At 60.3% G+C, this 25,161-nt stretch carries 24 protein-coding genes; 12 read left to right on the forward strand and 12 right to left on the reverse strand.

Features of this window, described 5'->3' with window-relative positions:
- Positions 1–43: 43 nt before the first annotated feature.
- Positions 44–991, reverse strand: a complete 948-nt coding sequence (locus J3D54_RS15630; RefSeq protein ID WP_253419751.1) for a DMT family transporter — start codon at positions 989–991, stop codon at positions 44–46.
- 15 nt (positions 992–1,006) lie between these two features.
- Entirely contained in the window at positions 1,007–2,191 is a 1,185-nt protein-coding gene (locus J3D54_RS15635; RefSeq protein WP_253419754.1) for a cyanate transporter, read from the reverse strand.
- 529 nt (positions 2,192–2,720) lie between these two features.
- Here J3D54_RS15635 and J3D54_RS15640 point away from each other — a divergent pair.
- From J3D54_RS15640 to J3D54_RS15665, 6 genes are all read left to right on the forward strand, one after another.
- Complete coding sequence (locus tag J3D54_RS15640) at positions 2,721–4,103, forward strand: glutamine synthetase family protein (RefSeq protein WP_253419757.1); 1,383 nt, start codon at positions 2,721–2,723, stop codon at positions 4,101–4,103.
- Between the two features lie 166 nt (positions 4,104–4,269).
- A complete protein-coding gene (locus J3D54_RS15645) occupies positions 4,270–5,919 on the forward strand; it encodes a phosphoethanolamine transferase (protein ID WP_253419760.1) in 1,650 nt (549 codons plus the stop codon).
- Between the two features lie 73 nt (positions 5,920–5,992).
- A complete protein-coding gene (locus J3D54_RS15650; RefSeq protein WP_253419763.1) occupies positions 5,993–6,655 on the forward strand; it encodes a class I SAM-dependent methyltransferase in 663 nt (220 codons plus the stop codon).
- A 123-nt stretch (positions 6,656–6,778) separates the two neighbouring features.
- Positions 6,779–7,912: a ribonuclease D gene (gene rnd, locus J3D54_RS15655; RefSeq protein WP_007942204.1), complete on the forward strand. Its 1,134-nt coding sequence runs from the start codon at positions 6,779–6,781 to the stop codon at positions 7,910–7,912.
- Complete coding sequence (locus tag J3D54_RS15660; protein WP_253419765.1) at positions 7,909–8,202, forward strand: YcgL domain-containing protein; 294 nt, start codon at positions 7,909–7,911, stop codon at positions 8,200–8,202. The genes rnd and J3D54_RS15660 overlap by 4 nt, the downstream gene beginning before the upstream one ends.
- Positions 8,203–8,322: 120 nt before the next feature.
- On the forward strand, positions 8,323–9,255 hold the full coding sequence (locus J3D54_RS15665; RefSeq protein ID WP_253419768.1) for a D-2-hydroxyacid dehydrogenase: 933 nt from the start codon (positions 8,323–8,325) through the stop codon (positions 9,253–9,255).
- 185 nt (positions 9,256–9,440) lie between these two features.
- On the opposite strand, the gene J3D54_RS15670 is transcribed toward J3D54_RS15665, so the two are convergent.
- Positions 9,441–10,034: a nitroreductase family protein gene (locus tag J3D54_RS15670; protein WP_253419771.1), complete on the reverse strand. Its 594-nt coding sequence runs from the start codon at positions 10,032–10,034 to the stop codon at positions 9,441–9,443.
- Positions 10,035–10,309: 275 nt separating this feature from the next.
- Between J3D54_RS15670 and J3D54_RS15675 the strand changes: the two genes are divergently transcribed.
- Both J3D54_RS15675 and J3D54_RS15680 read left to right on the forward strand, forming a co-directional pair.
- Entirely contained in the window at positions 10,310–10,759 is a 450-nt protein-coding gene (locus tag J3D54_RS15675; RefSeq protein ID WP_007942199.1) for a YcgN family cysteine cluster protein, read from the forward strand.
- A gap of 95 nt (positions 10,760–10,854) precedes the next feature.
- Positions 10,855–12,084, forward strand: a complete 1,230-nt coding sequence (locus J3D54_RS15680; protein ID WP_253419774.1) for a hypothetical protein — start codon at positions 10,855–10,857, stop codon at positions 12,082–12,084.
- Positions 12,085–12,205: 121 nt separating this feature from the next.
- Here J3D54_RS15680 and J3D54_RS15685 read toward each other — a convergent pair whose 3' ends face one another.
- The 4 genes from J3D54_RS15685 to J3D54_RS15700 all read right to left on the reverse strand — a co-directional run bounded on the left by J3D54_RS15685 (position 12,206) and on the right by J3D54_RS15700 (position 14,453).
- Entirely contained in the window at positions 12,206–12,583 is a 378-nt protein-coding gene (locus tag J3D54_RS15685; protein WP_253419777.1) for a DUF2892 domain-containing protein, read from the reverse strand.
- An 80-nt stretch (positions 12,584–12,663) separates the two neighbouring features.
- Positions 12,664–13,134: an RNA methyltransferase gene (locus J3D54_RS15690; protein ID WP_007942196.1), complete on the reverse strand. Its 471-nt coding sequence runs from the start codon at positions 13,132–13,134 to the stop codon at positions 12,664–12,666.
- 208 nt (positions 13,135–13,342) lie between these two features.
- Entirely contained in the window at positions 13,343–13,717 is a 375-nt protein-coding gene (locus J3D54_RS15695; RefSeq protein WP_007942195.1) for a YajD family HNH nuclease, read from the reverse strand.
- A gap of 49 nt (positions 13,718–13,766) precedes the next feature.
- Entirely contained in the window at positions 13,767–14,453 is a 687-nt protein-coding gene (locus J3D54_RS15700) for a spermidine synthase (protein WP_056742522.1), read from the reverse strand.
- 95 nt (positions 14,454–14,548) lie between these two features.
- Here J3D54_RS15700 and J3D54_RS15705 point away from each other — a divergent pair, with 95 nt between their 5' ends.
- Positions 14,549–14,833, forward strand: a complete 285-nt coding sequence (locus J3D54_RS15705) for a hypothetical protein (protein ID WP_253419780.1) — start codon at positions 14,549–14,551, stop codon at positions 14,831–14,833.
- On the opposite strand, the gene J3D54_RS15710 is transcribed toward J3D54_RS15705, so the two are convergent.
- Entirely contained in the window at positions 14,830–15,297 is a 468-nt protein-coding gene (locus J3D54_RS15710) for a cyclic nucleotide-binding domain-containing protein (protein WP_019580817.1), read from the reverse strand. The two genes, J3D54_RS15705 and J3D54_RS15710, sit on opposite strands and share 4 nt — an antisense overlap.
- 212 nt (positions 15,298–15,509) lie before the next feature.
- Positions 15,510–17,564, reverse strand: coding sequence for a S9 family peptidase (locus J3D54_RS15715; protein WP_253419783.1), 2,055 nt, complete (start codon positions 17,562–17,564; stop codon positions 15,510–15,512).
- 302 nt (positions 17,565–17,866) lie between these two features.
- Between J3D54_RS15715 and J3D54_RS15720 the strand changes: the two genes are divergently transcribed.
- From J3D54_RS15720 to J3D54_RS15730, 3 genes are read left to right on the forward strand one after another with little or no spacing between them, the layout of a single operon-like run.
- Positions 17,867–18,364 (forward strand): MFS transporter, encoded by a 498-nt coding sequence (locus J3D54_RS15720; RefSeq protein ID WP_253419786.1) that lies wholly within the window; start codon positions 17,867–17,869, stop codon positions 18,362–18,364.
- A gap of 32 nt (positions 18,365–18,396) precedes the next feature.
- Entirely contained in the window at positions 18,397–19,173 is a 777-nt protein-coding gene (locus J3D54_RS15725) for a class II glutamine amidotransferase (RefSeq protein ID WP_007934123.1), read from the forward strand.
- Positions 19,174–19,186: 13 nt separating this feature from the next.
- Positions 19,187–19,729 carry a DUF2937 family protein gene (locus J3D54_RS15730; RefSeq protein WP_253419789.1) on the forward strand — a complete coding sequence of 181 codons (543 nt, stop codon included), beginning with the start codon at positions 19,187–19,189 and terminating at the stop codon, positions 19,727–19,729.
- Between the two features lie 79 nt (positions 19,730–19,808).
- Here J3D54_RS15730 and J3D54_RS15735 read toward each other — a convergent pair whose 3' ends face one another.
- Genes J3D54_RS15735 through J3D54_RS15745 form a run of 3 tightly spaced genes read right to left on the reverse strand, consistent with a single transcriptional unit; the run spans position 19,809 to position 25,058 of the window.
- A complete protein-coding gene (locus J3D54_RS15735; RefSeq protein WP_253419792.1) occupies positions 19,809–21,920 on the reverse strand; it encodes a TonB-dependent receptor in 2,112 nt (703 codons plus the stop codon).
- A gap of 14 nt (positions 21,921–21,934) precedes the next feature.
- Positions 21,935–23,146 carry an MFS transporter gene (locus J3D54_RS15740; RefSeq protein WP_253419795.1) on the reverse strand — a complete coding sequence of 404 codons (1,212 nt, stop codon included), beginning with the start codon at positions 23,144–23,146 and terminating at the stop codon, positions 21,935–21,937.
- Positions 23,136–25,058, reverse strand: a complete 1,923-nt coding sequence (locus J3D54_RS15745) for an IucA/IucC family siderophore biosynthesis protein (RefSeq protein ID WP_253419798.1) — start codon at positions 25,056–25,058, stop codon at positions 23,136–23,138. Before J3D54_RS15745 ends, J3D54_RS15740 begins: the two co-directional genes overlap by 11 nt.
- Positions 25,059–25,161 lie beyond the last annotated feature (103 nt).

Below are 25,161 nucleotides of genomic sequence, written 5' to 3' on the forward strand. Positions count from 1 at the left end.
GTCAGTTGTGGGACAGATAGTGTTATGAACACGACTTGTGAATTCAATCCCCCGAAACATGGCCAGAGGCCTTCAGCGCTGATTGCTGTGCAGGCATCGCATCGCGGCTGGATATTAACAGCGCCAACATGCCGATGCCCACCAGCAACGCGCCGATGATTTCCAGGGCGCGTGGCGACTGGCGTAGCCACAACCAGTGGAACAATGTGATGAACAGGGTGCTCAGGTAGATGTAGGAAATGACCGAGGAAGGGGCAATGACGCCAATGGCTCGATGCAGCAGCCAGAAAGTCGCCAGGGTGGCGAACAGTGCCAGGTAGATCAACCACCAGAAATCACTCACGCTCAGCAATGACGCCGAGCGCCAGCCGCCGCTGAACCCACAGAACGCCAATAGAAACAACGCGCCGAACAGCATGTTCCAGAAGGTCATGCCCACCGGGCCGCGCCCCTTGAGGCTGTTGGCCTTGAGCCGTTGACTCAGGGGCGAGTAGAGCGCCATTGCCAGGCAACCGACCCCGTACACCGATACCGCATACAGCGACGGCAGTTCGCCGGGGCCTGCGCCTTTCAATACCAGGAGCACGGCGCCGGCCGCGGCAACCAGCATGGGCAACACGCGTTGTTTCAGGCTGCTGTCGGGTGTCAGGATGGCTTCGAACAGCAGCGTCAGCAACGGCACCAGGGTGAACATCGTCCCGGTGTTCACCGCCGAGGTGTAGCGCAGAGCTTCGAACAACGAGCCGAAGTACAGCGCCAGCAGCATGCCGAGCACGGCATGACCGAGCAGACCGCGGGCGGTCACGGCGGTATCGCCCTTGAACAGCAGCAGGGGCAAAAATACCAGGGCGCAACATAGTAGGCGTAATCCGGTCAGCAGAATCGGGTCGATGGCCTGGCTGACCTGGGCTGCCGCGGAAAACGAGACGGCAATCAACAGCGCCCAGAGCAACATGCCGACGTGAGCGGCAGCAAAATCTGTGCGTTTCATGATGGGGGTTCCAAGTTAATGAATGTGTTTGGCGTAATGCCGCGGATCGAAGCGCAGGACCATCAGGATCATCAGCGCCATGACGCCCATCAGTGACCACCAGGCCCATTCGAAACTGCCCAGTTGATCGCGAATCATCCCGGCGATCAGCGGTGAGAGGCCGGCGATCAGGTAACCGATGCCTTGCACGAAGGCGGTCAACCCGCCCGCGCGTTGGGGATTGTCCAGATGATCCAGCGACACGATCAGGCTCATCGGGAACAGTCCGCCGATACCCAGTCCCAGCAGGCACGGCCACAGCAGGCTCAGGTGTTGCGGGCTCAGAATCAGCCCGCAGAAACCGGCCATGATCAGCGTCAGCAACACCACCAGCACCAGACGCCGGTCACGGCTGCGATTGGCGATGGCGGGTGTCAGCAGCCCCGACAACACTTCCATGGCCGTCAAAAAGCCCAATAACAAGCCGGCCTGTTGTTCGCTCCAGCCTTTTTCCACGTAGTACGGTGCCAGCCAGGCCAGCACGCAGGTGTAGGACGCCGTGCCCAGACCGAAGAAAATCGCGAGTAACCAGGCGCGGGAATTGCGGAAAAAGGATTCTTTACGGGGCGATTTCTCCCCCAATGTCGGCGTTCCCGTGCGTTGAACGCACCAGAACAGCAACGCCGCCAGCGCCAGTGCCGCCCAGATCGCCAACCCGACTCGCCAACTGCCGGTGCGGGTCATCACCAACGGCGCGAATGACGCCGCGATTGCCGCGCCAGCCATGATCGATGTCACATAGAGACCCATGCACACGGAAACATTGTTGCTGAAACGGGACTTGATCAGGGCGGGCATCAACGCCTGAATCAGCGCAATGCCGACGCCGGCCAACACGGCGCTCAGGATCAGTTCTGCTGCCGAATCAAGGAACAACCGCGACACCGTGGCCAGGCCGATGATCAGCAGCGACAGCACTACGGTGCGTTGCTCGCCCAGGCGTTGACTGATACCGATACCAAAGAACATCGCCAGTCCCATGGCCATGACCGGCAGCATGGTCAACAGCGAGGCCAGGCTGAAATTCAGCGGGATGTCACCGCGAATGGCTGACAGCAACGGGCCGACAGCGGCCATGGACGGACGCAGATTCAGGGCGACAAGAATGATGCTGAACATCAGCCAGAGGGCAGGGCGGGAGGTTGCGCGAACGTTTTCCATAATCGGGCCTTCAGAAACAAGGAGCCGATTAGGCGCGCGAGCCTCGGAGGCGGCAAATCAGAAAGTCTGGAGCAGTATTTAGAAATTAAATAACGGTGCCGCACCCACAAATTCCTGTGGGAGCGGGCTTGCCCGCGATAGCGGTAGATCAGTCAACATCTCAGCTGAATATAAAACCGTCATCGCGGGCAAGTCGGATCGCCGCACCGCCGCTCCCACAGGGATGGAGGGCGTTTGGCAGATTGATTGTTTAGTCTGTCCACACCCAAGGTTCTTCAAATCCCGATTTAACGGCTTAACCGCCCGTGTGACGCTGCTGCTCATCTGTTTATTGCGGTCTTCTCTATGGACGGTTGTCCAGTCGCACTCCCTTCCGAACTGGCCTTCTGGGCACTGTGGCACTGCCGTCACGCGCGCCCGCCGGATTCCTGCATCTCCCGCTGATTGTTCTGACAGGTCCTGCGCTGTACGCCTGGATCAAATCGGCAGCGCCTGTGCGTTTGCCTGACGCGGATAGACGAGAATTCCCATGAGCTGTGCCACGAGATCCTTCGCTACGAAAGAACAAGCCCTGACGTTTCTTGAACAGAACCCGGATATCGAGATGTTCGAGCTGTTCATCCTCGACAACAACGGTGTGCCACGAGGCAAATTACTGCATCGCGATGAGTTGCTGGCGGTGTACGAAAGCGGTCGGCCGCTGCCGAGTACCATCCTGGGCCTGACCATCAATGGCGATGACGTGGAAAACTCCGGGCTGGTCTGGGACGTCGGTGACATCGATTGCCGTGCTTACCCTGTCAGCGGCAGTTTGCAGCGCATGCCGTGGCGATTGATTCCCACGGCGGCGGTGCAGGTCAGCATGCATCCGCAAGAGGGCATGCCCGCGACCATCGCCGACCCACGGCACCTGCTGGCCAAGGTCATCGAAGGCTTGCAGGCCGATGGTTATTTTCCGGTGATGGCGGCGGAGCTGGAGTTCTATCTGCTGGACCGACAGCGCGACAGCAACGGTCGGCCGCAGCCGGCGCGGGATGTCGATGACGGGCGGCCACGCGAGACTCAGGTCTACGGCTTGCGTGAACTGGAACAGATCGAGCCGTTTCTGGCTGACCTCTACAGCGCCTGTAAGTTCCAAGGCATTCCGGCGCGCACGGCGATTTCCGAATACGCGCCGGGGCAGGTGGAAATCACCCTCGAACACCGCACCGACGCTTTGCAGGCGATGGACGAAGCAGTGCGCTACAAGCGGCTGGTCAAAGGCGTGGCGCACAAGCACGGGATGACGGCTTGTTTCATGGCCAAGCCGTTCGATGACCTGGCCGGCACCGGCATGCACATGCACGTCAGCCTGGCGGACAAGGACGGCAATAACCTGTTTGCCAGCGAGGCCCGGGACGGCACGCCGCTGCTCAAACACGCGGTCGGCGGGATGCTCGCCACATTGCTCGATGCGTTGCTGTTGTTCTGTCCGAACGCCAACTCGTATCGTCGTTTCCAGACCAACAGCTACGCCCCCCTGGCGGCCACTTGGGGCGTGGACAACCGCACCGTGAGTTTGCGAGTGCCCGGCGGGCCGGCCTTCTCCCGGCATATAGAGCACCGCATTTGTGGTGCCGACGCCAACCCGTATCTGGCGGCTGCGGCGATCCTGGCCGGTATTCATCGCGGCATCCGCGAGCAACTTGACCCCGGGGCGCCGGTGGAGGGCAACGGTTACGCCCAGGCCACGCAATTGTTGCCGACCGACTGGTTGACCACGTTGCGAGCGCTGGAAGGCTCGAATTGGGCCCGGGAAGCATTCGGCAGAGAGTTTCTTGGCGTTTATCTGGCCGTGAAACGAGCCGAATACCGGCAATTCATGGGCGAAGTCGGTGAGCAGGACTGGCGCTGGTATCTGCACCAGGCTTGAAACGGGTCGCCAGTGTTGAAAGTTTTGGCCTAATGCCATAAGCCAACTATTCGTTGGCTTCTTTTTCACGAAATATTGATGGTTGACTGCTTAAGATTTGTGGCGTCTCGGTCAATGAAATTTTCACATTTGCCGCGGGCACTTCTTTTCAGGAACAGCCGATCACATGTTGAAGTTCAAAGCCGTGCGCCCCGAATGGGTGACGTTGGTTTCCAGTGCCTTTCTATTGGCAGGGTTCAATTTAGTTCTCTGGCAACACCTCTTCGATATCACCACTGCAGATGGTCAAGGCATCGTCATGCGTGTCGCGTTCGGGCTGATGATCCTGGCAGCCTTCAACATTGTGCTGAGCTTGCTGGCCTTCCGACCCGTGATGAAACCCGTGTTGACGCTGATCTTTCTGATCAGTGCCGGTGTGGCGTACTTCATGAGCCAATATGGCGTGCTGATCGACGCCGGTATGTTGCGTAACTTCGCCGAAACCAATGCCACGGAAGTACGCGACTTACTCTCGCTAAAACTGTTTGTTTATATCGTGCTGCTCGGCGTCTTGCCGTCGTGGTTGTTGTGGAAAATTCCGGTTAATTACCGTCGCTGGCACCGTGAGTTATTAAGTAAAGTGCTGGTTTGTGTCGCCTCGGTTGCGGTGATCGGCGGTGTCGCATTGGTCAACTATCAAGGCCTGTCGTCGTTGTTTCGCAATCACCATGAATTGCGCCTGATGGTGGTGCCGAGCAACTACATCGGTGCCTCGTTCGGTTATCTGCGTGAGCAAGTGGTGTCTGCACGGCAACCTTTCGCCAAACTGGGTGAAGATGCCCAGAAAAACCCGGCCTGGCAGGCCCACGACCGTAAATCCCTGACGGTACTGGTGGTGGGCGAAAGTGCCCGGGCCGAGAACTTCGGCATCCTGGGTTATGACCGCGACACCACGCCGAAACTGAATAAGGAATCCGGCCTGATTGCCTTCACCGATGTGCATTCGTGCGGCACGGAAACGGCGGTGTCGGTGCCCTGCATGTTCTCCAACATGGGCCGCAAGGATTACGACGCCAGCAAGGCGAAGAACCAGGAAGGCCTGCTGGACGTGCTCAAGCGTGCCGGTCTCGAGGTGATCTGGCGCGATAATCAGTCGGGCTGTAAAGGCACCTGCGATCGGGTCACTGTCGATGACGTGAGTAACCTGAAGGACCCGGTGCTGTGCGCCAACAGCGAGTGCCGCGATGAAATTCTCCTGCAAGGCATGCAGCACTTCATCGACACGCTGAATAAAGACACCGTGCTGGTCCTGCACCAAATGGGCAGTCACGGTCCGGAATACTTCAAGCGCTACCCGAAAGAATATGAACACTTCACACCTGTGTGTGAAAGCAATGCGCTGAACAATTGCAGCCGCGAAAGCATCGTCAATGGCTACGACAATACGCTGGTGTATACCGACCACGTGTTGTCGACCCTGATCGATCTGTTACGCAGCAACCAGAACAAAGTCGATACCGCGATGCTGTATCTGTCGGACCACGGCGAGTCGCTGGGCGAATACAACCTGTTCCTGCATGGCACGCCTTACATGCTCGCACCGGAACAACAGAAACATGTAGCGATGCTGGCGTGGTTCTCCGACAGCTATCAAAAGTCGTTCTCGGTGGACACCCATTGCCTGCAACAGAGTCGCGAAAAGCCCCTGAGCCAGGACAACCTGTTCCATTCGATGCTTGGTTTGCTGGAGGTCAACAGCACGGTCTACAACCCGGGTCTGGATATGTTCGCCGGATGCCGCGGCGCAATGGGCGACGGTGTGCTGGCCAAAAAATGAGCGACTCGACCTTTTTTTCACGTAACGACCGCTAATCTGCGGCGCCTGGAACATCCAACAAGAGCCATTACACATGTCCGCGCAGCCCCCATCCGCCTTCGAGCTTGAGTTCGCCCGGCGCTACGATCAGGAACACGCCCGCGTCTGTAAACAGCCGCGACCGCGCGGCCTGGCGGGGCGTTTGACGTTCTGGCGCGAAGAGCAATTGGTGCGTAACGCGCTTCAGGTCGCAGGCGAGCCGGGATTGATTCTTGATGTGGCCTGCGGTGCCGGGCGTTTCTGGCCGGTTCTGGCCGAGCATGCGAACCGGGTGATCCTCGCGGCCGACCCGTCTCAGGACATGCTCGATCACGCCCGCACTCACCATCCGCAAAACCTGCTGAAACGGATCAAGACCTTTCAGAGTTCAGCCTTCACCATCGGCTTGTCGGCGAATGCGGTTGACTGCATTTTTTGCCTGCAACTGTTTCAACGCATCGACTGCCCCGAGCATCGATTGGCCATGCTGGGCGAGTTCCACCGGGTCAGTCGCGATACAGTGATTGTGGCGGTGCGGATTGATGGGCATTTCAAGCTCGAGCGTTTGGACGTGGAGGGCACACAGGTCCAGCCACAGGCCAGCAAGGCCGAGCTTGAGGCCGAGTTCAGGCAGGCGGGTTTCTGCCTGCTCAGTCATCAGGACTTGGTACCGGGTTGTACGCGGATGCGGGTCTACGTGTTGCGTAAGGACAGCTAGTCTCCACATGTCAGACAATTCATGCTGTCCGGCAGGTATTTTCGCTAAAGCTCTTGTTCAGTGAATGCGCGGAAATCGCCGGGGGCGATATATACTGCGCGCCATTCTTCAAGGGAGAGCCGTGTGGCCATCGATATTCACTGGATTCGCGACAACGATAGCCTCGGTCAGTTTTGCACCGAGTGGCAGCAGCTGCCATTCGTTGCCCTCGACACCGAATTCATGCGGGTCGACACCTTTTACCCTATCGCAGGCCTGCTGCAGATCGGCGATGGCGTACGCGCTTACCTGATTGACCCACTGACCATCGACAACTGGCAGCCTCTGGCCGCGTTGCTGGAAAACCCGGCCGTGGTCAAAGTCGTGCATGCGTGCAGCGAAGACCTCGAAGTCCTGCTGCGCCTGACCGGCAGCCTGCCGGCGCCGCTGTTCGACACCCAATTGGCCGCCGCTTATCTGAACCTGGGTTTCTCCATGGGCTATTCGCGGCTGGTGCAGGACGTGCTCGGCATCGACCTGCCCAAGGGCGAGACCCGTTCCGACTGGCTGCAACGTCCACTCTCCGACACCCAGATCAGCTACGCCGCCGAAGATGCCGTGCACCTGGCGGAGGTTTTCGTACAGCTGCGTCCGAAGCTTTCTGACGAGAAATACGCCTGGGTCCTGGAAGACGGTGCCGAGCTGGTCGCTAATCTGCGGCGTGAGGTCGACCCGTACGAGGTCTATCGCGACGCCAAACTGGCTTGGAAATTGTCCCGAGCCCAACTCGCCGTGTTGCGTGAGCTCTGCGCCTGGCGCGAGCGTGAAGCCCGGGCCCGTGATCTGCCGCGTAACCGCATTGTCCGTGAGCACTCCCTGTGGCCGCTGGCGCGCACCCAACCGGACAACCTCGGCGCACTGGCGAAAATCGAAGACATGCACCCGCGCACTGTGCGTCAGGACGGCGAATTTCTGCTTGATCTGATCAAGCGCTCTGGCAGTGTGTCGCCTGATCAGTGGCCGCCAGCGGTGCCGGAGCCATTGCCGGTGGAAGCCGCCGCGCTGGTCAAACAGCTGCGCGCCATCGGCCAGGCCGAAGCCGAGCGCCTGAACATCGCGCCGGAGCTGATGTTGCGCAAGAAAACCCTGGAAGCGCTGCTCAAGAGCGGCTTCCCCAATGGTCCTTACCAATTGCCTGATTCGCTGCGTGGCTGGCGCCGCGAATTGATGGGCCAAGCGCTGCTCGACAGCCTGGCCACCGCCGGAGAACAGCCTTGAAACGTATTTGCTCCATTTATCGAAGCTCGAAGAAAAACGAGATGTACCTCTATGTGCTCAAGAGCGATGCACTGGAGCGTGTGCCGGAATCCCTGATGGCGGCTTTCGGCAAAGCCATACACGCTTTCGATCTGGTGCTGAGCCCCGAGCGCAAGCTGTCGCGCGAAGATATTACCGTCGTACTGGAGAACCTCGACAAGCAGGGCTACCACCTGCAAATGCCACCGGCCGAAGACGAATACATCGAACACTTGCCCGAAGAATTGCTGCGCCGCAACGACCCGATGTGATCGGCAGACAGGCTCTGTTCAGAGCCTTTATGAACCACTGGAATGATTTTGGCGATGGCCGTGACGATGGAGTGATACTCCGTCGGCGGCCGTCTGCACTGTTTTTGAAAGGTTTGAAACATGCGCGTTCTGATTGCTGAACACGACCACCCTGTGTATGCCCAACTGTTGCGTCAGGCTGCGCCTGATCTGGAAGTATTGACCAGCGGCGACTCCGCCGAGCTGGCCCGTCAGGCCGCCGACTGTCAGGTCTGGCTCGGTCAGCCGGACCTGCTGGCGACGCTGTTGCGTCAGGGCCACACACCGGCATGGCTGCAGTCGACCTGGGCCGGTATCACACCGCTGCTGGCTGACGGTTTGCCACGGCACTATCGCCTGACTCGCGCGGTAGGGATTTTTGGTCAGCACATGGCCGAATACGTACTGACTTACATGCTCGGCCACGAACGCGAAGTGCTGGCGCGACTGGTCAGCCAGGTCGAGCGCAAGTGGGACAATCGCCAGGGTCAAAGTCTGGCTGGACGCAAGGTGCTGATCGTCGGCACCGGTGACATCGGTCAGACTGTGGCGCAGTTTCTGCTGCCGTTTGGCGTCGAGCTATACGGCATCGCCAGCACCGCCCGGGAGCAGGCGCCCTTTGTCGAAGTCGGAGCACTGAGCGACTTGCCGCGCCTGGTCGGTGAGGCGGATTACGTGATCAATCTGCTGCCGAACACCCCCAATACTCACGACCTGTATGACGCCGCCCTGTTCAAGCAGTTCAAGGCGACCGGGTTATTCATCAACGTCGGGCGCGGCGTTGCGGTGGTTGATGCGGACCTGGTGGAAGCCTTGAAGGAAGGGCATCTGGCGGGGGCGGTGATCGACGTCTGCCGTCAGGAGCCGCTGCCGCAACGTCATCCGTTCTGGACCGCGTGGGGTCTGCTGCTGACCGGTCACAGTTCGGCACCGACTTCGCCGCCGATGATGGCGAAGCTGTTTATCGAGAACTTGCGGGCGTATCAGGCGGGCGAAGCATTGCGTGGGGAAGTGGATTTCGCACGCGGGTATTAAATCTACCCAGATCAAATTGTGGGAGCGGGCCTGTGGCGAGGGGGCTTGTCGGAACGCCGCACCGCCCCGTTGGGATGCGAAGCAGCCCCAAAATCTCTGATATACCAAAGATCTTATGAGTGCTGCGCACTCAAACGGGGGCAAGCCCCCTCGCCACAGGCTTGCTCCCACATCTTCATTGTGGCTTAGAGGGTGAAATCACCCTCGGCCGCCAACTCGCTCAGCGGGCGACGCGGGCTTGGCTCTTCGCGCGCTTGCAGGTACTCGGCCAGCGTCGCCTTGTCGCCCAGCTTGCCAATCGCCACGGCAGCGTGCAGTGCGTAGCCTTCAGGAATGTTCAGCTCCTTGCGGGTCAGTTCCTGATCGAAACCGGCCATGCCGTGGGTGTGCCAGCCGCTGATGCTCGCTTGCAGCGCCAGGTGGCCCCAGGCCGAACCGGTGTCGAAGGTGTGCCACAGCGCCGGGGTTTCTTCGCTGGCGCCGGGTATTGCAAAGGTAGTTTTCGAGATCACGATCACCAGTGCCGAGGCGTGCTGCGCCCAGCTGCGGTTGAACTCGTTCAGCAGGCCCAGGTAACGCTCCCAGTTCGGCGTATCGCGACGCGCATAGAGAAACCGCCAAGGTTGCGAGTTGTACGCCGATGGCGCCCAGCGCGCGGCTTCGAAGAAGCTCAGCAGGGTTTCTTCAGGGATGTTTTCACCGGTGAAGGCGCGGGGCGACCAGCGATCGGTGAACTGAGGGTGAATGGCGTAGTCGGCAACGCGTGGATTAGCACTCATCAAGAGATTCCTTTACGTTTTGAAAGTGAGGGTCGTCGAAAAAACGGCGGGTACAGTTGAGCTGAGCGCCAGGTTTTTTGAGCCGGCAGTTCACCTGAATGCAACGCGGTTGAGCGTTAATGGCACTTGGGGAGGGCTCCTTGCGACTGGCAAAGCTACTGGGTGGCGCAAAAACTGACAAGTGCCATCGTACCGGCAGTCGCCAATGCTTGGCCCGCCGGTGCCTTGGCACTAGACTGGCGGCCTTTTCACCACCTGATGTTGATGCTTGAGCCATGGCCGCCAAAGTCGAACCGTTCTGGATACGCAAAACCCTCGATCAACTCGATCAAGAGGAATGGGAATCGCTGTGCGATGGCTGTGGCCTGTGCTGCCTGCAAAAGCTCGAGGACGAAGACGACAACGCCGTCTACTACACGCGCATCGCCTGCAAACTGCTGGACCTCAAAACCTGTCAGTGCACCGATTATCCCAACCGTCGCGACTTTGTCCCCGATTGCATTCAGCTCACGCCGGGCAAGGCCGATGAGTTCAAATGGCTGCCACCAACCTGCGGTTATCGACTGGTCAGCGAAGGCAAGGACCTGCCGCTCTGGCACCACCTGGTGTGTGGTGATCGCGATGCGGTGCATCACGAACGTATTTCCCAGTCCGGGCGCATGCTCGCCGAAGGCAGCGTGGCCGAAGACGATTGGGAAGATCATCTGATTTTTCGCGCGGGCTAGTGCGTAGCACTCACAGAATCTGCAGTGATTACAAGAAATTGGGGCCGCTACGCAGCCCCGCGCGAGCAAGCGCGCTCGCCACAATAGGAGTGTGTATGGCGGTGGGAGTGCTGCGGGCGTTGGCTGTCGGGCTGCTGGCCCTGAGTTCGCCCGTGTGGGCGGCGAAGAAAGTCGATCTGGATTATCACGTACGCCTGTTGCCGCAAAGCGATCAGGCCGAAGTGCGCCTGACCCTGGCCCAAGGCTCGGCGGTGCGCAGTCTGGATTTCGACTTGGGCGACGGCAGTCACTACAGCGATTTCAAGGCCGACGGCCAATGGCAGCTCACACCGGGCACGCAGGCCCGTGGTGTCTGGCGTCCGGCCGCCGACAAGGCCAGCCTGACCTACCGCGTGCGCATCAGCCATGGGCGCAAGAACGGCAGCTTCGACACGCGCATGACGCCAACGTGGGCGCTGATGCGTGGCGATGACCTGGTGCCCGCGGCCAAACTCGATCAGCAGGACGGTATCGAGTTGGTGTCACGCCTGGAATTCGAATTGCCCACCGGCTGGAAAAGCGTCGAAACCGCCTGGCCGCGGATCGGCAAAAACAAGTTCCGCATCGATAACGTTTCGCGCCTGTTCGACCGTCCCACCGGTTGGATGCTCGCCGGTAACCTCGGCAGCCGGCGCACGCGACTGGGGGAAACTGAAGTCACTGTGGCCTCGCCCCAGGGCCAAGGCATGCGCCGCATGGACGTGCTGACGCTGCTGACTTTCGTGTGGCCGCAAGTGCAGGAAGTTTTTCCGCGTCACCCCAGCAAACTGTTGATCGTCGGCGCCAATGACCCGATGTGGCGTGGCAGCCTGGCCGCACGTGAGTCGATCTACCTCAATAGCCGCCTGCCGCTGGTCAGCGAAAGCGGCACCAGTGCCTTGGTGCGTGAATTGGCTCAGGTGTTCGGGCGAATCAACGACAGCCAGGGCAGCGACTGGATCCGCGAAGGGTTTGCCGAGTATTACGCCATCGAACTGGTGCGCCGCGCGGGCGGTATGAGCGATGAGCGGTATGAGAGCCTGCAGAGCAAGTTGGCCAAGGACAGCCAGAAGGTCACGACCTTGCGCGGGGAGCAGATCAACCCGGCGCAGGTGGCCAAAGCGGTGGTGTTGCTACAGGAACTGGATCGCGAGATTCGCCTGAAGACCCGCAACAAGCGTTCGCTGGATGATGTGCTGCGTGGGGCGATGCGTTTGGAGAGTGTCGATACCAAGGCGTTCGTGCAGTTGGCGGAGAGCGTTATTGGCGAGTCTTCCAAGGTGCTCGACAGCGGGTTGCTTCAGTAATACTACCTTCGCGGGCAAGCCTCGCTCCTTGTGAGGATCGCGTTATTGTCCGTAGGAGCGAGCGATGCGGCGACCCGACTTGCCCGCGAAAAGGCCCCCAAGCCTCACTGCAAGTTCCGGATCAAACCCCGGTTTTCGGTGATTCCAGCGAATCATTACCCGTCACGGTAGCGGTTTGGGTCGCCGCTTGCGCATTCGCCTTCAACCGACTCAACTCTTCCCCGGCACGCTCAATTTTCGCCCGAACGTTATTCATGTCCTGACGGCTCTTCTCCAGAAAACTTTTCGCCGAACTGTGCCCGGTGATGCCGCGGGCCAGCGCCACGCCGCCAATCGCCACTTCAATCAACCCGAACACGCCACCGCGCCGCAGGCCTTTGCCGACCATCACCACGCCCCCGGCCAGAGAACCGATGCGCTCCCAACCCTGCACGTTCTGTGCGGGCTGAGTCTGGAACGGGGTGGATTCGATACGCTCTACGCGTTTGAGGTCGCTCATGATCTGTCTCCAGGCTTCAAGAATGGATAATTAGGCTGACTGCCGAGGCAGGCGACTCGTTCCATCGGATGTGCGGTGATTCAGCGGAATTTCGGGCCCGAGCGGGTGTTATTCCCCTTGGCCATGCGGTCGTACAGCACCACGTTGACCGTGGCCGCCAGGTTCATGCAGCCGGTGGTCGGGATGTAGACCACGTCTTCGCACCAGTCGCGGATCTCTTTATCTAGCGAGCCGTCTTCGGGGCCAAAGATGTAGAGAGCCCGGTCCGGGTGCGTGTATTCCGGCAGCGAGCGGGCGCCGTCGACCAGTTCCACGGCGACCGGTACACAGCCCAGCGGCAGGATTTTCTTCAGGTCATCGATGCCGATCAGCGGAATGTCGTAGTGGACTTTCTTGGTGTCGGTGACGAAGTCGGCGGCGCGCTCATAGCGCTTGCCGGTGTAAAACACCGACGCCACGCCATAGCAGCCGGCGGCGCGCATCACCGAACCGACGTTCTCCGGTGATTTGGGGTTATACAAACCAATGCAGCTGTACCGTTTGTCTGCCACGAGCGGGGTGCCTTCGGGAAAAAAGCGCGATTATACGGGGATTGGGGGAGGGGTGTTCAGTTTGGAGATTGGTGGTGTCTGGGCAATTGCTATCGCGGGCAAGCCCGCTCCCACAGTGATTGGCGGTGATTACACAGGTTGTGTACGCCGCATAAACCTGTGGGAGCGGGCTTGCCCGCGATGGGGCCGGTTCAGGCGCTGAACATCTTCAGTCTTCTTTCTTCATCAATCCGGCCAACGCCGCAAACGGGTTATGCGTCGCCTTGGCAATCTTCGGCGTACTCAGCGAGCCTTCGTCGAAATACTGCTGATCGGTGTAACGCGAATGCTCGTTGTCATGGCAGTACAGGCACAACAGTTCCCAGTTCGAACCGTCCTGCGGGTTGTTGTCGTGGTTGTGGTCGCGGTGGTGCACGGTCAATTCGCTCAGACGTTTGCCGGAGAACTCACGGGCGCAACGGCCGCACACGTGCGGGTACATCTTCAGGGCCTTGTCGCGGTAACCCATTTCCTTGTCGCGCTGGTTGTCGGCGAGGATGCGGTCCAACTTTGAGGTGTTGGTTGGAGGCGTTGACGAACTCATGGGTTCACCTTTGTAAAAGACTAATGACGGTTATGTGTTGAAGTTTAGTCTAGCCCTTGAGCTTCTCGGCAATCCAGATTGTATGACGGGTGCCTTTGTTGCCGTGGGCGAAGACTTGCACTTCCTCGGCCTTGAAGCCGGCCTTTTTCAGCTTGTCGGAAAACTGCCGGTCAGCGCTGGCTGACCACACTGCCAGCACGCCCTTTGGTCGCAGGGCCTTGGCACAGGCGCTCAGGCCGCCGGCGGAGTAGAGCCAGCTGTTGGCTTTCTGGGTCAGGCCTTCTGGGCCGTTGTCGACGTCGAGCATGATTGCGTCGAAACCCTGCGGCTCGGCTTGCAGCACCTTGGCCACGTCTTCCATGCGGATGGCCGTACGCGGGTCGAGCAGCGGGTTGCCGGCTTTTTCTCCCAGCGGCCCACGGTTCCACTCCACCACGCCGGGCACCAGTTCGGCGACCACCACTTCAGCCGTCTTGCCCAAATGCTTGAGCGCCGAGGCGAGGGTGAAGCCCATGCCCAGGCCACCGATCAATACTCGCGAATTCGGCCGGCCGGCGACCTTGCGGCAGGGGATTTCGGCCAGGGCATCTTCAGAGCCGTGCATGCGGGTGTTCATCAACTGCCCGCCGTCACCGCCCTGAATCTTGATGACAAAGTCCTCGCCGTATTCGAACAGGCACAGGGCACCGCCGTTCTCAGGGATGGGGGTGGTGTCGAGCAGAACGAAACGTTTCATGGGGCTCTCTTGGGGAGAAATGGACAGACGGAAGAAGGCAAACGAGCGCAGTTGGGAGTAGCCTGCAAAAGACCACAAGGCAAACGGAGCCATTGATGAAGCGCAGCATTCTAACGGCCATTGCCCTGGCCGCGCTCTCGATAACTGCAGTGCAGGCCCAGGAGCAGCAAACCATCCCCACCAGCCCCACGCCGATACCCGGTTCGCCCGGCACCGCCACGCCGACGCCGTACCCGCAGATTACCCCGACCATTGTGCCCAAGACCGGCAACGGTGGGCCACCGTTGTTGCCACCGATCGAAATGCCCAACCCGCCCAAGGACCAGACCTTGCCGGGCCTTGAGCCGAGCACGACCAAAATCAAAACGCCGGGCGGTTAATGCGAGAGCAGTTGCCCATCGGCCATGCGCAAGCGTTTGGAGAGGGAGACGGCGAGGGCGCGGATGATCTTGGCGGCGATTTTCGGCGCCTCGTTGAGCATCTTTTCCAGGGAGTCCTTGCCCAGGTTGAGCAACTGGCAGTTGCTCGCGGCCACACAACTGGCTGAGCGCCGTTCGCCGTCGAGCACGGCCATTTCGCCGAACGCCCGTCCGCTGCGCAAGGTGGCCATGGTCACCCGTTGCCCTTCGCTGTTGGTCTTTTGCACCGCGACCTGGCCGGTGTGGATGATGCACATGAAACTGCCGGCATCGCCCTCACGGAAAATCTCTTCGCCTTCGGCGATGGTGCTGATGCTGAAGTAACCCGAAGCCGCCACGAAGTCCGCCGGCAGCAGTTGATCGAACAGGCCGCAGTCCATCAGCCAGTCGCGAATTTCTTTGTTCAGTAAGGTCGGTTCTGACATGTTGTCACGGTCTTTTTTTGTGGTCTTTTACAGGGCGGGCCTTCAGTCATCAATCGTCCCCTGTGGGAGCGGGCTTGCCCGCGATGACGATGCCACAGCCAATGTTGATGTTGAATGTGACGGCCTCATCGCGGGCAAGCCCGCTCCCACAGGGTGTGTGTCGTGTCGGGTCCGGCGTCTGGTGTTAAGACCGGGACGCCGGGCCAAGTTCCTCAGGCAATGCCCAAAACCTTTAAAACAAATGCGTATTCGAGGGCTACGTCACGTAATCCCTGGTAACGACCGCTCATCCCGCCATGCCCGGCGCCCAATTCAGTCTTGAGCAGCAGCGGGGTGTTGTCGGTTTTGGTCGCGCGCAATTTCGCCACCCATTTGGCCGCTTCCCAGTACTGCACGCGACTGTCGTTGTAGCCGGCGATCACCAGCGTCGCCGGATAGGCTTGGGCGGTGACATTTTCGTATGGGGCGTAGGCCTTGATTCGATCATAGACGTCCGGTTCTTGCGGGTTGCCCCATTCGTCGTATTCAGTGACGGTCAGCGGCAGCTCCGGGTCGAGCATGGTGTTGAGCACGTCGACGAACGGCACTTCGGCGATCGCCGCGCCGAACAGCTCCGGCCGCTGATTGAGCACCGCGCCGATCAGCAGGCCACCGGCGCTGCCGCCGCTGATTGCCAGTTGCGATGAAGTGGTGAAACGGTTGGCGATCAGGTGTTCGGCGCAGGCGATGAAGTCGCTGAAGGTGTTGTGCTTGTGTTCCTGCTTGCCGGCGCGATACCAGGCTTCGCCCAATTCACCGCCGCCGCGTACATGCGCGATGGCAAACGCCATGCCGCGATCCAGCAGGCTCAGGCGGGCGTGGGAGAACCACGGGTCGAGGCTTTCACCGTAAGCGCCGTAGCCGTACAGATAAAGCGGCGTCGGTTTACCGAGGAATTCGCGTTTGACCACCAGGCTGATCGGCACTTGTGTACCGTCCGGGGCCGTGGCCCAAAGCCGCTGGCTGACATATGCGTCGGCATCGAACGGGCCGAGCACCGGGGTTTCCTTGAGCACTTTCTGCTCGCCGGTGGCCAGAATCAGTTGGCGGATTTGCGCTGGACGGTTCAAGGCCTCGTAGCGCAGACGGATTCTGTCGCTGACAAATTCCAGGCTGTTCTGCACATGCAGGCTGTAGGCCGCGTCCGGTAATTGCACGCGATACGGCGGCAGGCCTTGTGGGCGGATTTCAATGATCGGCAGGCCCCCTTCACGCAGGCTCAAGGTCATGGCCTCGGCGTTCAGGCTCATGCCATCGATCATCACCGTGTCGCTGTGGGGAATCAGGATCTGCCAGTCGGCTTCGGTCGGCGCGACGCCGGTGTCGACCGCCTGGTACAAGGCGAAGTTGATGCCGTCGCGGTTGGTGCGGATCAGCCACGTCCACTCGCCATCGAGTTTGCCGTGGTCGACATCGTATTCATGGTCTTCGACCCGCGGCGCCAGGCAGGTAAAGGCCTGATGCGGCAGCGAGGCGTCGAGCACCCAGACTTCGCTGGTGGTTTTGCTGCCCAGCGACAACAGCAATTGCCGTTCGGAACTGGAGCGGTAGCAGTGCAGGAAGAATCGGCCGTCCGGCTCATGGAACACTTCTTCGGCCGCGGTGCCGTCCAGCCGATAGCGGAACAGCTTGTGCGGGCGATGGGTGTCGTCGAGTTCGCCGAAAAACAGCGTCAGGCTGTCGTTGGCCCAGGTCATGCTGCCGTCGCAGTCCTGGAACTCCAGCTCGCTGACACGGCCGCTGGATAACTCCTTCACGAACAGCGTGTAAATTTCTTCGCCCGAAGAATCGATACTGTAGGCCAGGCGCTGGTGGTCCGGGCTGATGCTGAACGCGCCCAGGGAAAAGAAACCGCCCTTGGCCAGCTCGTTCGGATCGAGCAGCAGGAGTTCCTGGCTTTCGTCGATGCGCAGGCTGCCATCGGTCGGACGTGGGCAGCGGTAGTGGCGGACGTATTCGTCACCGGCGGTGGTGCGGGTGTAATACAGGTACGGACCCCAGGGCGAGGGCAACGACAGATCGGTTTCGAGAATCCGGCTCTTGATCTCTTCGAACAGGGTTTCGCGCAGCCCGGCCTGATCGGCGGTTTGCGCCTCTTGATAGCGGTTTTCAGCTTTCAGGTAATCGAGCACTGCGTCGGTGTCGCGCTCCTGCAGCCAGGCATACGGGTCATCGCCGTCGGCCTTGTGGGCAATCGGGGCGCTAGTGACGTTGGCGGATAAGGGCATGAATGGCTCTCGAACAAAGTACGGAATAGGGGCTTCGCAACCTGTGGAAGCGGGCTTGTGGTGAGGGGGCTAGTCTGTGGTGAGGGGGCTTGCCCCCGTTGAACTGCGCAGCAGTTCCTTTTTTGGGGCCGCTTCGCAGCCCAACGGGGGCAAGCCCCCTCGCCACATAAGCCCCTCACACAGACAAGCCCCCTCGCCACACAAGCTCGCTCCCACAGGGTCTGTGTCTTGCCCGACTGGTATTGGGACAAGCCTGATGTGCGAAAAGTCGTTACTATAAGCGTCTCTTTGCCTGCCTTGCCATGGACACCATGACCGAGAACGACTATCTGATCGCCTGGGGCCTCTACGCCTTTGCCGCTTTAGGCTGCCTGTTGGTGTGGATGCGCATCACCCGCTGGATGTGGCGCTGGCTGTGTGAGCCGCTGCGGCTGCTGATGGCGGTGTTGCTGTTCAGCCCGACCATCATCGACCCGGTGAAGGAAAAGGTCGCCCCGGCCATTGCCATTACTGCGCTCGATCTGCTGTTCAAGGTCGGCAACAACGCCTGGCGGGCGATTTCCGACCTGTTCATGTACGGCATGATTGCCTTCGGCATTTATCTGGTTTTCGTGGCGATCCGTTTCCCCATCGAGCGCGCCTCCAAGGCTCGCAAGGAGCGGGCGGAGGCCGCCAAGGCTGCGGCGCGTGCCGACGAGCCTGAAGGCGATCAACCGTTCGGCGGCGCTGGCGATGATCGTTACGGCCGGCCACCGGTGCCGAGCAACCCGCAGCGACTGCGGGTCGAGCCGCGTCTGTAACTGTGCCCCTGCCTTTCATCGAGAGTCCGAGCATGTGTGAGTTATTGGGCATGAGCGCCAATGTCCCGACCGATATCGTGTTCAGCTTCACCGGGCTGATGCAGCGCGGCGGCCGCACCGGGCCGCACCGTGACGGTTGGGGCATCGCTTTCTATGAAGGCCGTGGCCTGCGGTTGTTTCAGGACCCGGCGGCGAGCAGCGAGTCGGAAGTGGCGAACCTGGTGCAGCGCTATCCGATCAAGAGCGAAGTGGTAATCGGGCACATCCGCCAGGCCAATGTCGGCAAGGTCTGCCTGTCCAACACCCACCCGTTCGTGCGCGAGTTGTGGGGCCGCAACTGGTGTTTCGCCCACAACGGCCAGTTGGCCGACTTCAACCCGACCGCCAGTTTCTACCGTCCCGTCGGCGATACCGACAGCGAAGCGGCGTTCTGTGATCTGCTTAACCGGGTGCGTGCTGCGTTCCCCGAGCCGGTAGAAATTGAAGAATTGCTGCCGGACCTGGTGGCCGCTTGCGCCGAGTACCGCAGCAAAGGCGTGTTCAATTGCTTGCTCAGCGACGGCGACTGGCTGTTCTGCTACTGCTCGACCAAACTGGCGCAAATCACTCGCCGTGCCCCGTTCGGCCCGGCACGCTTGAAGGACGTCGATGTGATCGTCGACTTCCAGGCCGAAACCACGCCCAACGACGTGGTCACGGTGATCGCCACCGAACCCTTGACCGAAAATGAAACCTGGACCCGCTACGAACCGGGCCAATGGAGCCTTTGGCGACGCGGCGAATGCGTCAGCCAGGGCAAGACCGAATAAGGATCTCTCCCCCATGTTGCTCAGTTATCTACGGCTGGTGTTGTTTGCGGCTGGCCTGTTGATCGGTGTCCAGGTGCCTGGGTTCATCAATGACTATGCCAAGCGGGTCGAGGCGCATCTGATCGAGGCGCAAAGCGGTTTGAGCGGTTTTCAGGGCACTGCCAATCAGTTTTTCAAGGGCGACATGCAGGCGCTGGTGGCCCATTACCGTGCCAGCGAAGACCCGATCTTTCGCAGCGATGCCGACAGCCTGAGCTCCTTGCTCACCCGTCAACTGGCCCTCGACAAGCAATTCCAGGCGATGCAGGGCCCGTGGTACATCCGTTTCCTGCAAGTGGTGCTGGCGGCCGACCCGGACATTCGCAAGGAAACCTGGAACGGCTACAGCTACCAGATCCTGCTGACACCGGAAGCGATGATCTGGGGTATGAGCGGCGCGTTGCTGCTGTCGTTCGGCATTGAATGCCTGTTCCGGTTGATCGACTGGGTGGTGCTGGGCGGCAAGCGCCTGCGCCAGAGCCGGCCGATCGAAGAGCGGGATTTGCGCGGGTTGTAACACTGGAGCCGACTTGCTGGCGATTGCCGCGACACGGTAGGCCTGGCCGATCGCATCGCTGGCAAGCCGGCTCCGGTTTTTACCAATCGACCGAGTAGCTCATGCTCAGCGTGCGGCCTTCGGCATTGGCGTACGGTGCTCTGGCGTTGGCCTGGGTGAACAGGTTCTGGTACGTGCGGTTGGTCAGGTTGTACACGCCGCCTTCAAGACGACCTACCGGTAGTTGCACGGAGCCGAGCAGGTCCACCAGCGTATAGCCTTCGATCTCGCGTCCATTGTTGTCCTTGGCGGCGGCATCGTAATTGGCCAAACGCATGCCTTGCAGGCGAAGCGTGTAGTCGTCTTCGGTGTAGCCGACGAACAGTGTGGTCTTGGCGGGTGAAATGCGCGTGGCTGGCAGATCGATCCATTTGCCGTTCTGCTCGGTCTCGCCTTTGGCCCAGGCATAAGTGCCACCCACCGACCAGTGATCGGTCGCGCGGTAGGTCAGGCTGTTTTCGATGCCGCGAACCCGCTCTTTCTGGTTGATCAGGCGCAATACGCGATCATTGGCATCGTAGAACTGTGTCACGTCCGAGGTGTTTTCGTACACGGTGACGTCGGCTTGCCACTGGTCCCAGTTGCCACGCCAGCCCAACTCGTAACTGTCGACCTTGATCGCCTGGGCGTTAAGACTCTGGATGTCGAAGGTGCTGCTGACGTCACGCATGAAGCGCTGAATGTCCGGCAGCGAAAACCCCTGGCTGTAATTGGCGAAGACGTCCTGGTTTTCACTCAGGTGGTAGACCGCCCCCAGGTTGTACAGCGTGGCATCGTATTTGAGGGTGTCACCGGGCAGCGTTGCGCTTATGCCGGTCTGGACGATCTGACCATAGGCGATGCTGTCGGAGACCTCGCTTTCGATCCATTCGCGGCGCACACCGCCACGCAAGGTCCAGTCACCAATGTCCCAGGACATCTGCCCGAACAGCGATTTGGTGGTGGTTTCGATGTCCGGACCCAGCTCGTAGGTGGTGCCGGTCTTGGTGTAGTTCAGGCCATTGAGCGTGTATTGATCACCTCGTTGGCGCGAGCGCTCATTGTCATAGTCGGCGCCCCAGACCAGATTGCCCGTGGCGCTGCCGATCGCTGGCAGTGGCGTGTCGATGGCCGCGCGCAGGCCGTAGACATCCTGCACACTGTTGTTGTCGGAGATCCCGGCCTTGCCCCGCGACAGGTCCGGAAAGAACAGTGCATCGGCGCGGCGCCAGTAGCTTTCCAGTTGCAGGCCCTGACCGTAGAAGTCCTTGTCGGTGTAGTTGAGGTTGACCGCCTGGTTATGGGTGTAGGGTTGGTCGTCGAGTTTCAGCCCTTTGACTGCCACGGCTTGCTGCGAGTTTTTTGGGTCTTTGGTGTAGCCGGTGTCCTGCTGGTCCTTGTAGTCCTGCAGCGACAGGCTGAGTTTTTTGTCGGCATCCAGTTCGTAACCGAAACGACCTTGCAGGTCATAGGTTTCGGTGTCCATGTTGCTGCCCTGGGAGGTGTCCTGAGGGATGCGGTTGCCGTTGCCATCGAACTGATCGTTGCGCTGGGTCAGGTCGGCAGACACATACCAGTCCAACGCATCCTTGCGCCCGGTGGCACTCTGAAAGGCTTCGTAGGCGAAGCCTTTTCTATTGAGGTTGTTGCCGCTGGTCAGGCCCAGTTTGCTGCTGTAGGCAATGTCCTGGCCCTGATTGCGCTTGGTGATGATGTTGATGATGCCGCCTGAAGCACCAGCACCGTAAATGCTGCTGGCGCCGGAGATCACTTCGATGCGTTCGATGCTGGCCGGGGCGATGCTGTTGAGCTGACGGAAGTTGTCACGCGTGGCGTTCTGCGATACGCCGTCGATCAACACCAGCATGTTGCGCCCGCGCAGGGTCTGACCGAAGTTGCTCATGCCGCCGCTGGACGGCGCAATACCCGGGACCAATTGCCCGAGGATGTCGGAGACCCGGCGACCCGCGCCGCTCTGCTCACGGACTTGCTGTTCGTCGATCACCTGGACCGAGCCCGGAATCGAGGCGATGCTCGCCTCGCTGCGGGTCGCGGAGACGACGGTGGCTTGCATGTTCAAGGTGCCGGGCTGCTGCTCGGTATCCTCGGCCCAGGTCTGGGCGCTGAAGGTACCGAGTAGCGGGATCAGCAGGGAGAGTTTGGTTCGGGTCATGACGTGGTCTTTTTTTAGTTTTGATAAGTGTGGGGCGATAAGGTCGAGCGGTCGGGCGTGGCGTTGAACGACCGCACCCAGCGGATTCCGATGGCGGCTATGGCGTAGGTCAGCGCCACCAGCCAGAAGCTGTAGGCCAGGCCGACCAGGCCCATGCCGATCCCGCCAAGGACGACACCGAGCAGGGCTCCAGCCTTTGCCGCGCTGTTGCCCAGGCCAAGCGCGAAACCCTGCTGGGTTGTGGAAATGGTGTTGGCGATCAGGGCATAGGCGACGGGCAGCAGAGCGCCTTGCCAGATGCCCCAGACGAGTCGGCTGACGAGAAACCCCAGCCATTCGTTGGCCAATGCCGTGGCCGCCAGCGTCAGGGCACATAACCAGGCCACGCCTTCGATGACGCGCAAGGTGTAGGCCGGCTGCCAGCGGTCGAACAGGCGTCCCCACAGCGGAGCGGAAATGGCCAGGGTCGCGGCGCTCGCCGCGTAGGTGGCACCGATCAGCCAGCTTGGGGCCTGCAGAATGTTCGCGACGTACAGGGCGTAGAACGACTGCGGCATCATCTTCGCCGCCTGGATCAACACGATCACCAACAGGATTCCACTGAGCCAGCCTTTGGGCAGGGCCACCGGCTCAACAGATTTTTTCTTCGCGGTTCGCGCCTTGTCGGCTGGCAGGAAAAAACTCCCCAGTGCGCACAGCAGGCAAATCGCCGTCGCGCCATAACACAGCAAGGCAAACCCCGAGACGTCCATCAGCCAGCCACCCAGCACCGGGCCGATCAACGAGCCGACGGCCGTTGCCGATTGCAGGCGGGCCAGGGTGTGACCCCGTCTGGTACTGTCGCAACAGGCCAACGCATAGGCTTGCGCGGCCGCGAGAAAACCGGCCAATGCGCCTTGCATCACGCGAATACCCACCAGCAGCCACGGGTCGAGGGTGATGGCCGCCAACCCTTGGCACAGCGCGAGGGCCAGCAACGCCCGAACGATCATCGGTTTGTGTCCGGTGCGATCCCCCAACCGGCCCCACATGGGGGTCAGGAGCATGGCCGCCAGCATCGGGCCGGCATAGACCATCGCCGATAACAGCGCGGTGTAACCGGCGCCCTCGGGCCCAAGCAGATGCTGGATCTGCAAGGGCCAGAACGGGCCGCTCATTTCCATGGCGCCCATGGAGACAAACTGGATGACGATCAGCAGTCGCAGGGCGCGACCGTCAGCGTGCATGGGGGTTGGGTCGTAGCGGGTTGCTCAGGCGTCCGACGATGTCGGCATGACTGTCGAGCAAGCGCATGCGCATGAACGATTTGGCGGGCCAATCCAGTTCCAGCAAGGCCTGACGCTCGCTTTCCCAGCGAGCCGGTTCAACGCGCTCGCGCAAGGTTTCGAAGCACTGCACAACGTGCGCGGCCAATCGCTCCCAAAGGATATTTTCCGGCACATTCCAGTGGCGGGCACAGAGCAAAGTCAGCTCACCGAGGTGGCACATGAAGGTGGTGTGCAGGAGTTTGTCGCGGACAAAGCCTGCGTCGTCATACAGGGTCATTTTCGGATCGTGCAACTGGATATCCAGACCCTTGGCGTGCAGGGTTTTGCGATCAATACGAACGTCACCGAAATCACGCAACAGCAACCGGTTCAACTGCCCGTCAGCGCCCATCACCATGAAACTGTTTTGCTGATGCGCTTCGAACGCCACGCCATACAGCAGGTAAATGCCCAGCAGGCTTGGTACGGCAATCGACAGATAATCATCGAAGAACGTCAGCATGGCCTCGCTGTCGTCCCTGCCCTGAGCCAGTCTTACCCAATCACGCAGCAGCGGTTGTTCGAATTCGTTGACGGCGAACAGGCTGCCGACCGGCACCGCCAACTCGCCTTCTTGCAGCAGAGTCAGCGGGTTGTCGCGATACAGCACGCCAGCATGCCGGGAGCGCTCGTCATCGGCCGGCAGTGGTGCGTAATGCACGCCGATGCGCTCTGGAACGATGTTCAGCAGGCGCTGAATCTGCGGCTCCTGATCGAGGATATCCAGTATCAGTTGGCTGATGCGCGGACCCATTCGGGCCGAGCGCGGCGACACGGTGCGCTGCACGCTGGTCAGGCGCAAAGCCACTGGCAGTTTGACCATCGGTGCTGTGCGACTGGCCTGCGGGAGGACCGTGCGGAAGGACATGGTCGGGTGGCCGGTAAAAGCAACGATGTCAGTGACGATCAACAGGTTGTCGGCGATCTCGTTGGCGAACGAATGTGGCAGCTCTTCATGGGCTTGCCATGGGTGCGACGGAAGCGGGAGGTAGTCTTTTGCGTCCAGGCCCAGCTGCTGCAAGTGGTGTTGCAATTGCTCGGCGGCCTGTGGGAAGTGACCTTGCCACCAATCCCAGTAGTCCGTGGTGCCAGCCAGCGCTTCAACATGTGCGTACTGGCGGTGCAGGGCGCACAGCACAATCGGAAAACTCGCTTCGAATTCTGGCGAGAAAGCGATGACCTGAGCGGCGCTCAAGCCCAGTTTGGTCTTGTAGTTCGGGTGCCACGGGTGGCCGAGGGTGCCCCACTGTTCGAGCAGTGACGTCGGATTCTGGTGGCTGGGGACGCCTTTGAGCCACGCGAGCAGATTGTCGTCGTAGGTGGTGTCGATTTGCTCTCTCAGGCGTTCGGTCCATCCATGGTGAAACGCCAGGCACAGGGTGTCGTTGCTGAAGCTGTCATCCAGCTCCTGGGCCAGACGTTCCAGTACCTGCGGGGAGGCTGGCGGATTGAGCTGAGTGCTGAGGTGAGCGAGCAGTTCGCTGGGCAACTGGATTTTTTGCGGCAGTGTGTCGGGGGTGTGCAGGACGATGCTGCCGCGTACGTCCCAGCTGTTCATTCTGCTGCTGGACAAATGCTCGAAGCAAAGATGCGCGCCATCGCCAAGCGGCAGCCAGCAGCGGCTGGTGTCGTCGTATTCGCAGGTGTCGGGGTCAATCAGCTCTTCACGGAACAGCGCCTGGATCAGGCGTTGGAAACAGCGCTGGGCGGCGGGCTCCAGTGCATTGCTCAAATGATCGAGCGTGATGCGGTGGGACTGGAAAGCCTGAGTACCGAGAGCTTCGCTCCAGTGAGCGAGCAATTGCTGCTGTTGTTGCGTGTAATCGCGCATCAGGTCCGACTCCTTCTGGACAATTGATTCTGAAAGCGCGCAAAGAATACCGTTTTGAAAAATTAATGCAAATGATAGTGGTTCATATTTACACTTTGGAAAG

The sequence above is a fragment of the Pseudomonas sp. GGS8 genome, from assembly GCF_024168645.1.
GTDB lineage: Bacteria > Pseudomonadota > Gammaproteobacteria > Pseudomonadales > Pseudomonadaceae > Aquipseudomonas.

Excerpts from the sequence above, each read along its gene's own strand:
- J3D54_RS15630 (WP_253419751.1), bottom strand. The coding sequence starts at position 991 with ATGAAACGCACAGATTTTGCTGCCGCTCACGTCGGCATGTTGCTCTGG.
- J3D54_RS15635 (WP_253419754.1), bottom strand. The coding sequence starts at position 2,191 with ATGGAAAACGTTCGCGCAACCTCCCGCCCTGCCCTCTGGCTGATGTTC.
- J3D54_RS15640 (WP_253419757.1), top strand. The coding sequence starts at position 2,721 with ATGAGCTGTGCCACGAGATCCTTCGCTACGAAAGAACAAGCCCTGACG.
- J3D54_RS15645 (WP_253419760.1), top strand. The coding sequence starts at position 4,270 with ATGTTGAAGTTCAAAGCCGTGCGCCCCGAATGGGTGACGTTGGTTTCC.
- J3D54_RS15650 (WP_253419763.1), top strand. The coding sequence starts at position 5,993 with ATGTCCGCGCAGCCCCCATCCGCCTTCGAGCTTGAGTTCGCCCGGCGC.
- J3D54_RS15665 (WP_253419768.1), top strand. The coding sequence starts at position 8,323 with ATGCGCGTTCTGATTGCTGAACACGACCACCCTGTGTATGCCCAACTG.
- J3D54_RS15670 (WP_253419771.1), bottom strand. The coding sequence starts at position 10,034 with ATGAGTGCTAATCCACGCGTTGCCGACTACGCCATTCACCCTCAGTTC.
- J3D54_RS15675 (WP_007942199.1), top strand. The coding sequence starts at position 10,310 with ATGGCCGCCAAAGTCGAACCGTTCTGGATACGCAAAACCCTCGATCAA.
- J3D54_RS15680 (WP_253419774.1), top strand. The coding sequence starts at position 10,855 with ATGGCGGTGGGAGTGCTGCGGGCGTTGGCTGTCGGGCTGCTGGCCCTG.
- J3D54_RS15685 (WP_253419777.1), bottom strand. The coding sequence starts at position 12,583 with ATGAGCGACCTCAAACGCGTAGAGCGTATCGAATCCACCCCGTTCCAG.
- J3D54_RS15695 (WP_007942195.1), bottom strand. The coding sequence starts at position 13,717 with ATGAGTTCGTCAACGCCTCCAACCAACACCTCAAAGTTGGACCGCATC.
- J3D54_RS15700 (WP_056742522.1), bottom strand. The coding sequence starts at position 14,453 with ATGAAACGTTTCGTTCTGCTCGACACCACCCCCATCCCTGAGAACGGC.
- J3D54_RS15705 (WP_253419780.1), top strand. The coding sequence starts at position 14,549 with ATGAAGCGCAGCATTCTAACGGCCATTGCCCTGGCCGCGCTCTCGATA.
- J3D54_RS15710 (WP_019580817.1), bottom strand. The coding sequence starts at position 15,297 with ATGTCAGAACCGACCTTACTGAACAAAGAAATTCGCGACTGGCTGATG.
- J3D54_RS15715 (WP_253419783.1), bottom strand. The coding sequence starts at position 17,564 with ATGCCCTTATCCGCCAACGTCACTAGCGCCCCGATTGCCCACAAGGCC.
- J3D54_RS15720 (WP_253419786.1), top strand. The coding sequence starts at position 17,867 with ATGGACACCATGACCGAGAACGACTATCTGATCGCCTGGGGCCTCTAC.
- J3D54_RS15725 (WP_007934123.1), top strand. The coding sequence starts at position 18,397 with ATGTGTGAGTTATTGGGCATGAGCGCCAATGTCCCGACCGATATCGTG.
- J3D54_RS15730 (WP_253419789.1), top strand. The coding sequence starts at position 19,187 with ATGTTGCTCAGTTATCTACGGCTGGTGTTGTTTGCGGCTGGCCTGTTG.
- J3D54_RS15735 (WP_253419792.1), bottom strand. The coding sequence starts at position 21,920 with ATGACCCGAACCAAACTCTCCCTGCTGATCCCGCTACTCGGTACCTTC.
- J3D54_RS15740 (WP_253419795.1), bottom strand. The coding sequence starts at position 23,146 with ATGCACGCTGACGGTCGCGCCCTGCGACTGCTGATCGTCATCCAGTTT.
- J3D54_RS15745 (WP_253419798.1), bottom strand. The coding sequence starts at position 25,058 with ATGCGCGATTACACGCAACAACAGCAGCAATTGCTCGCTCACTGGAGC.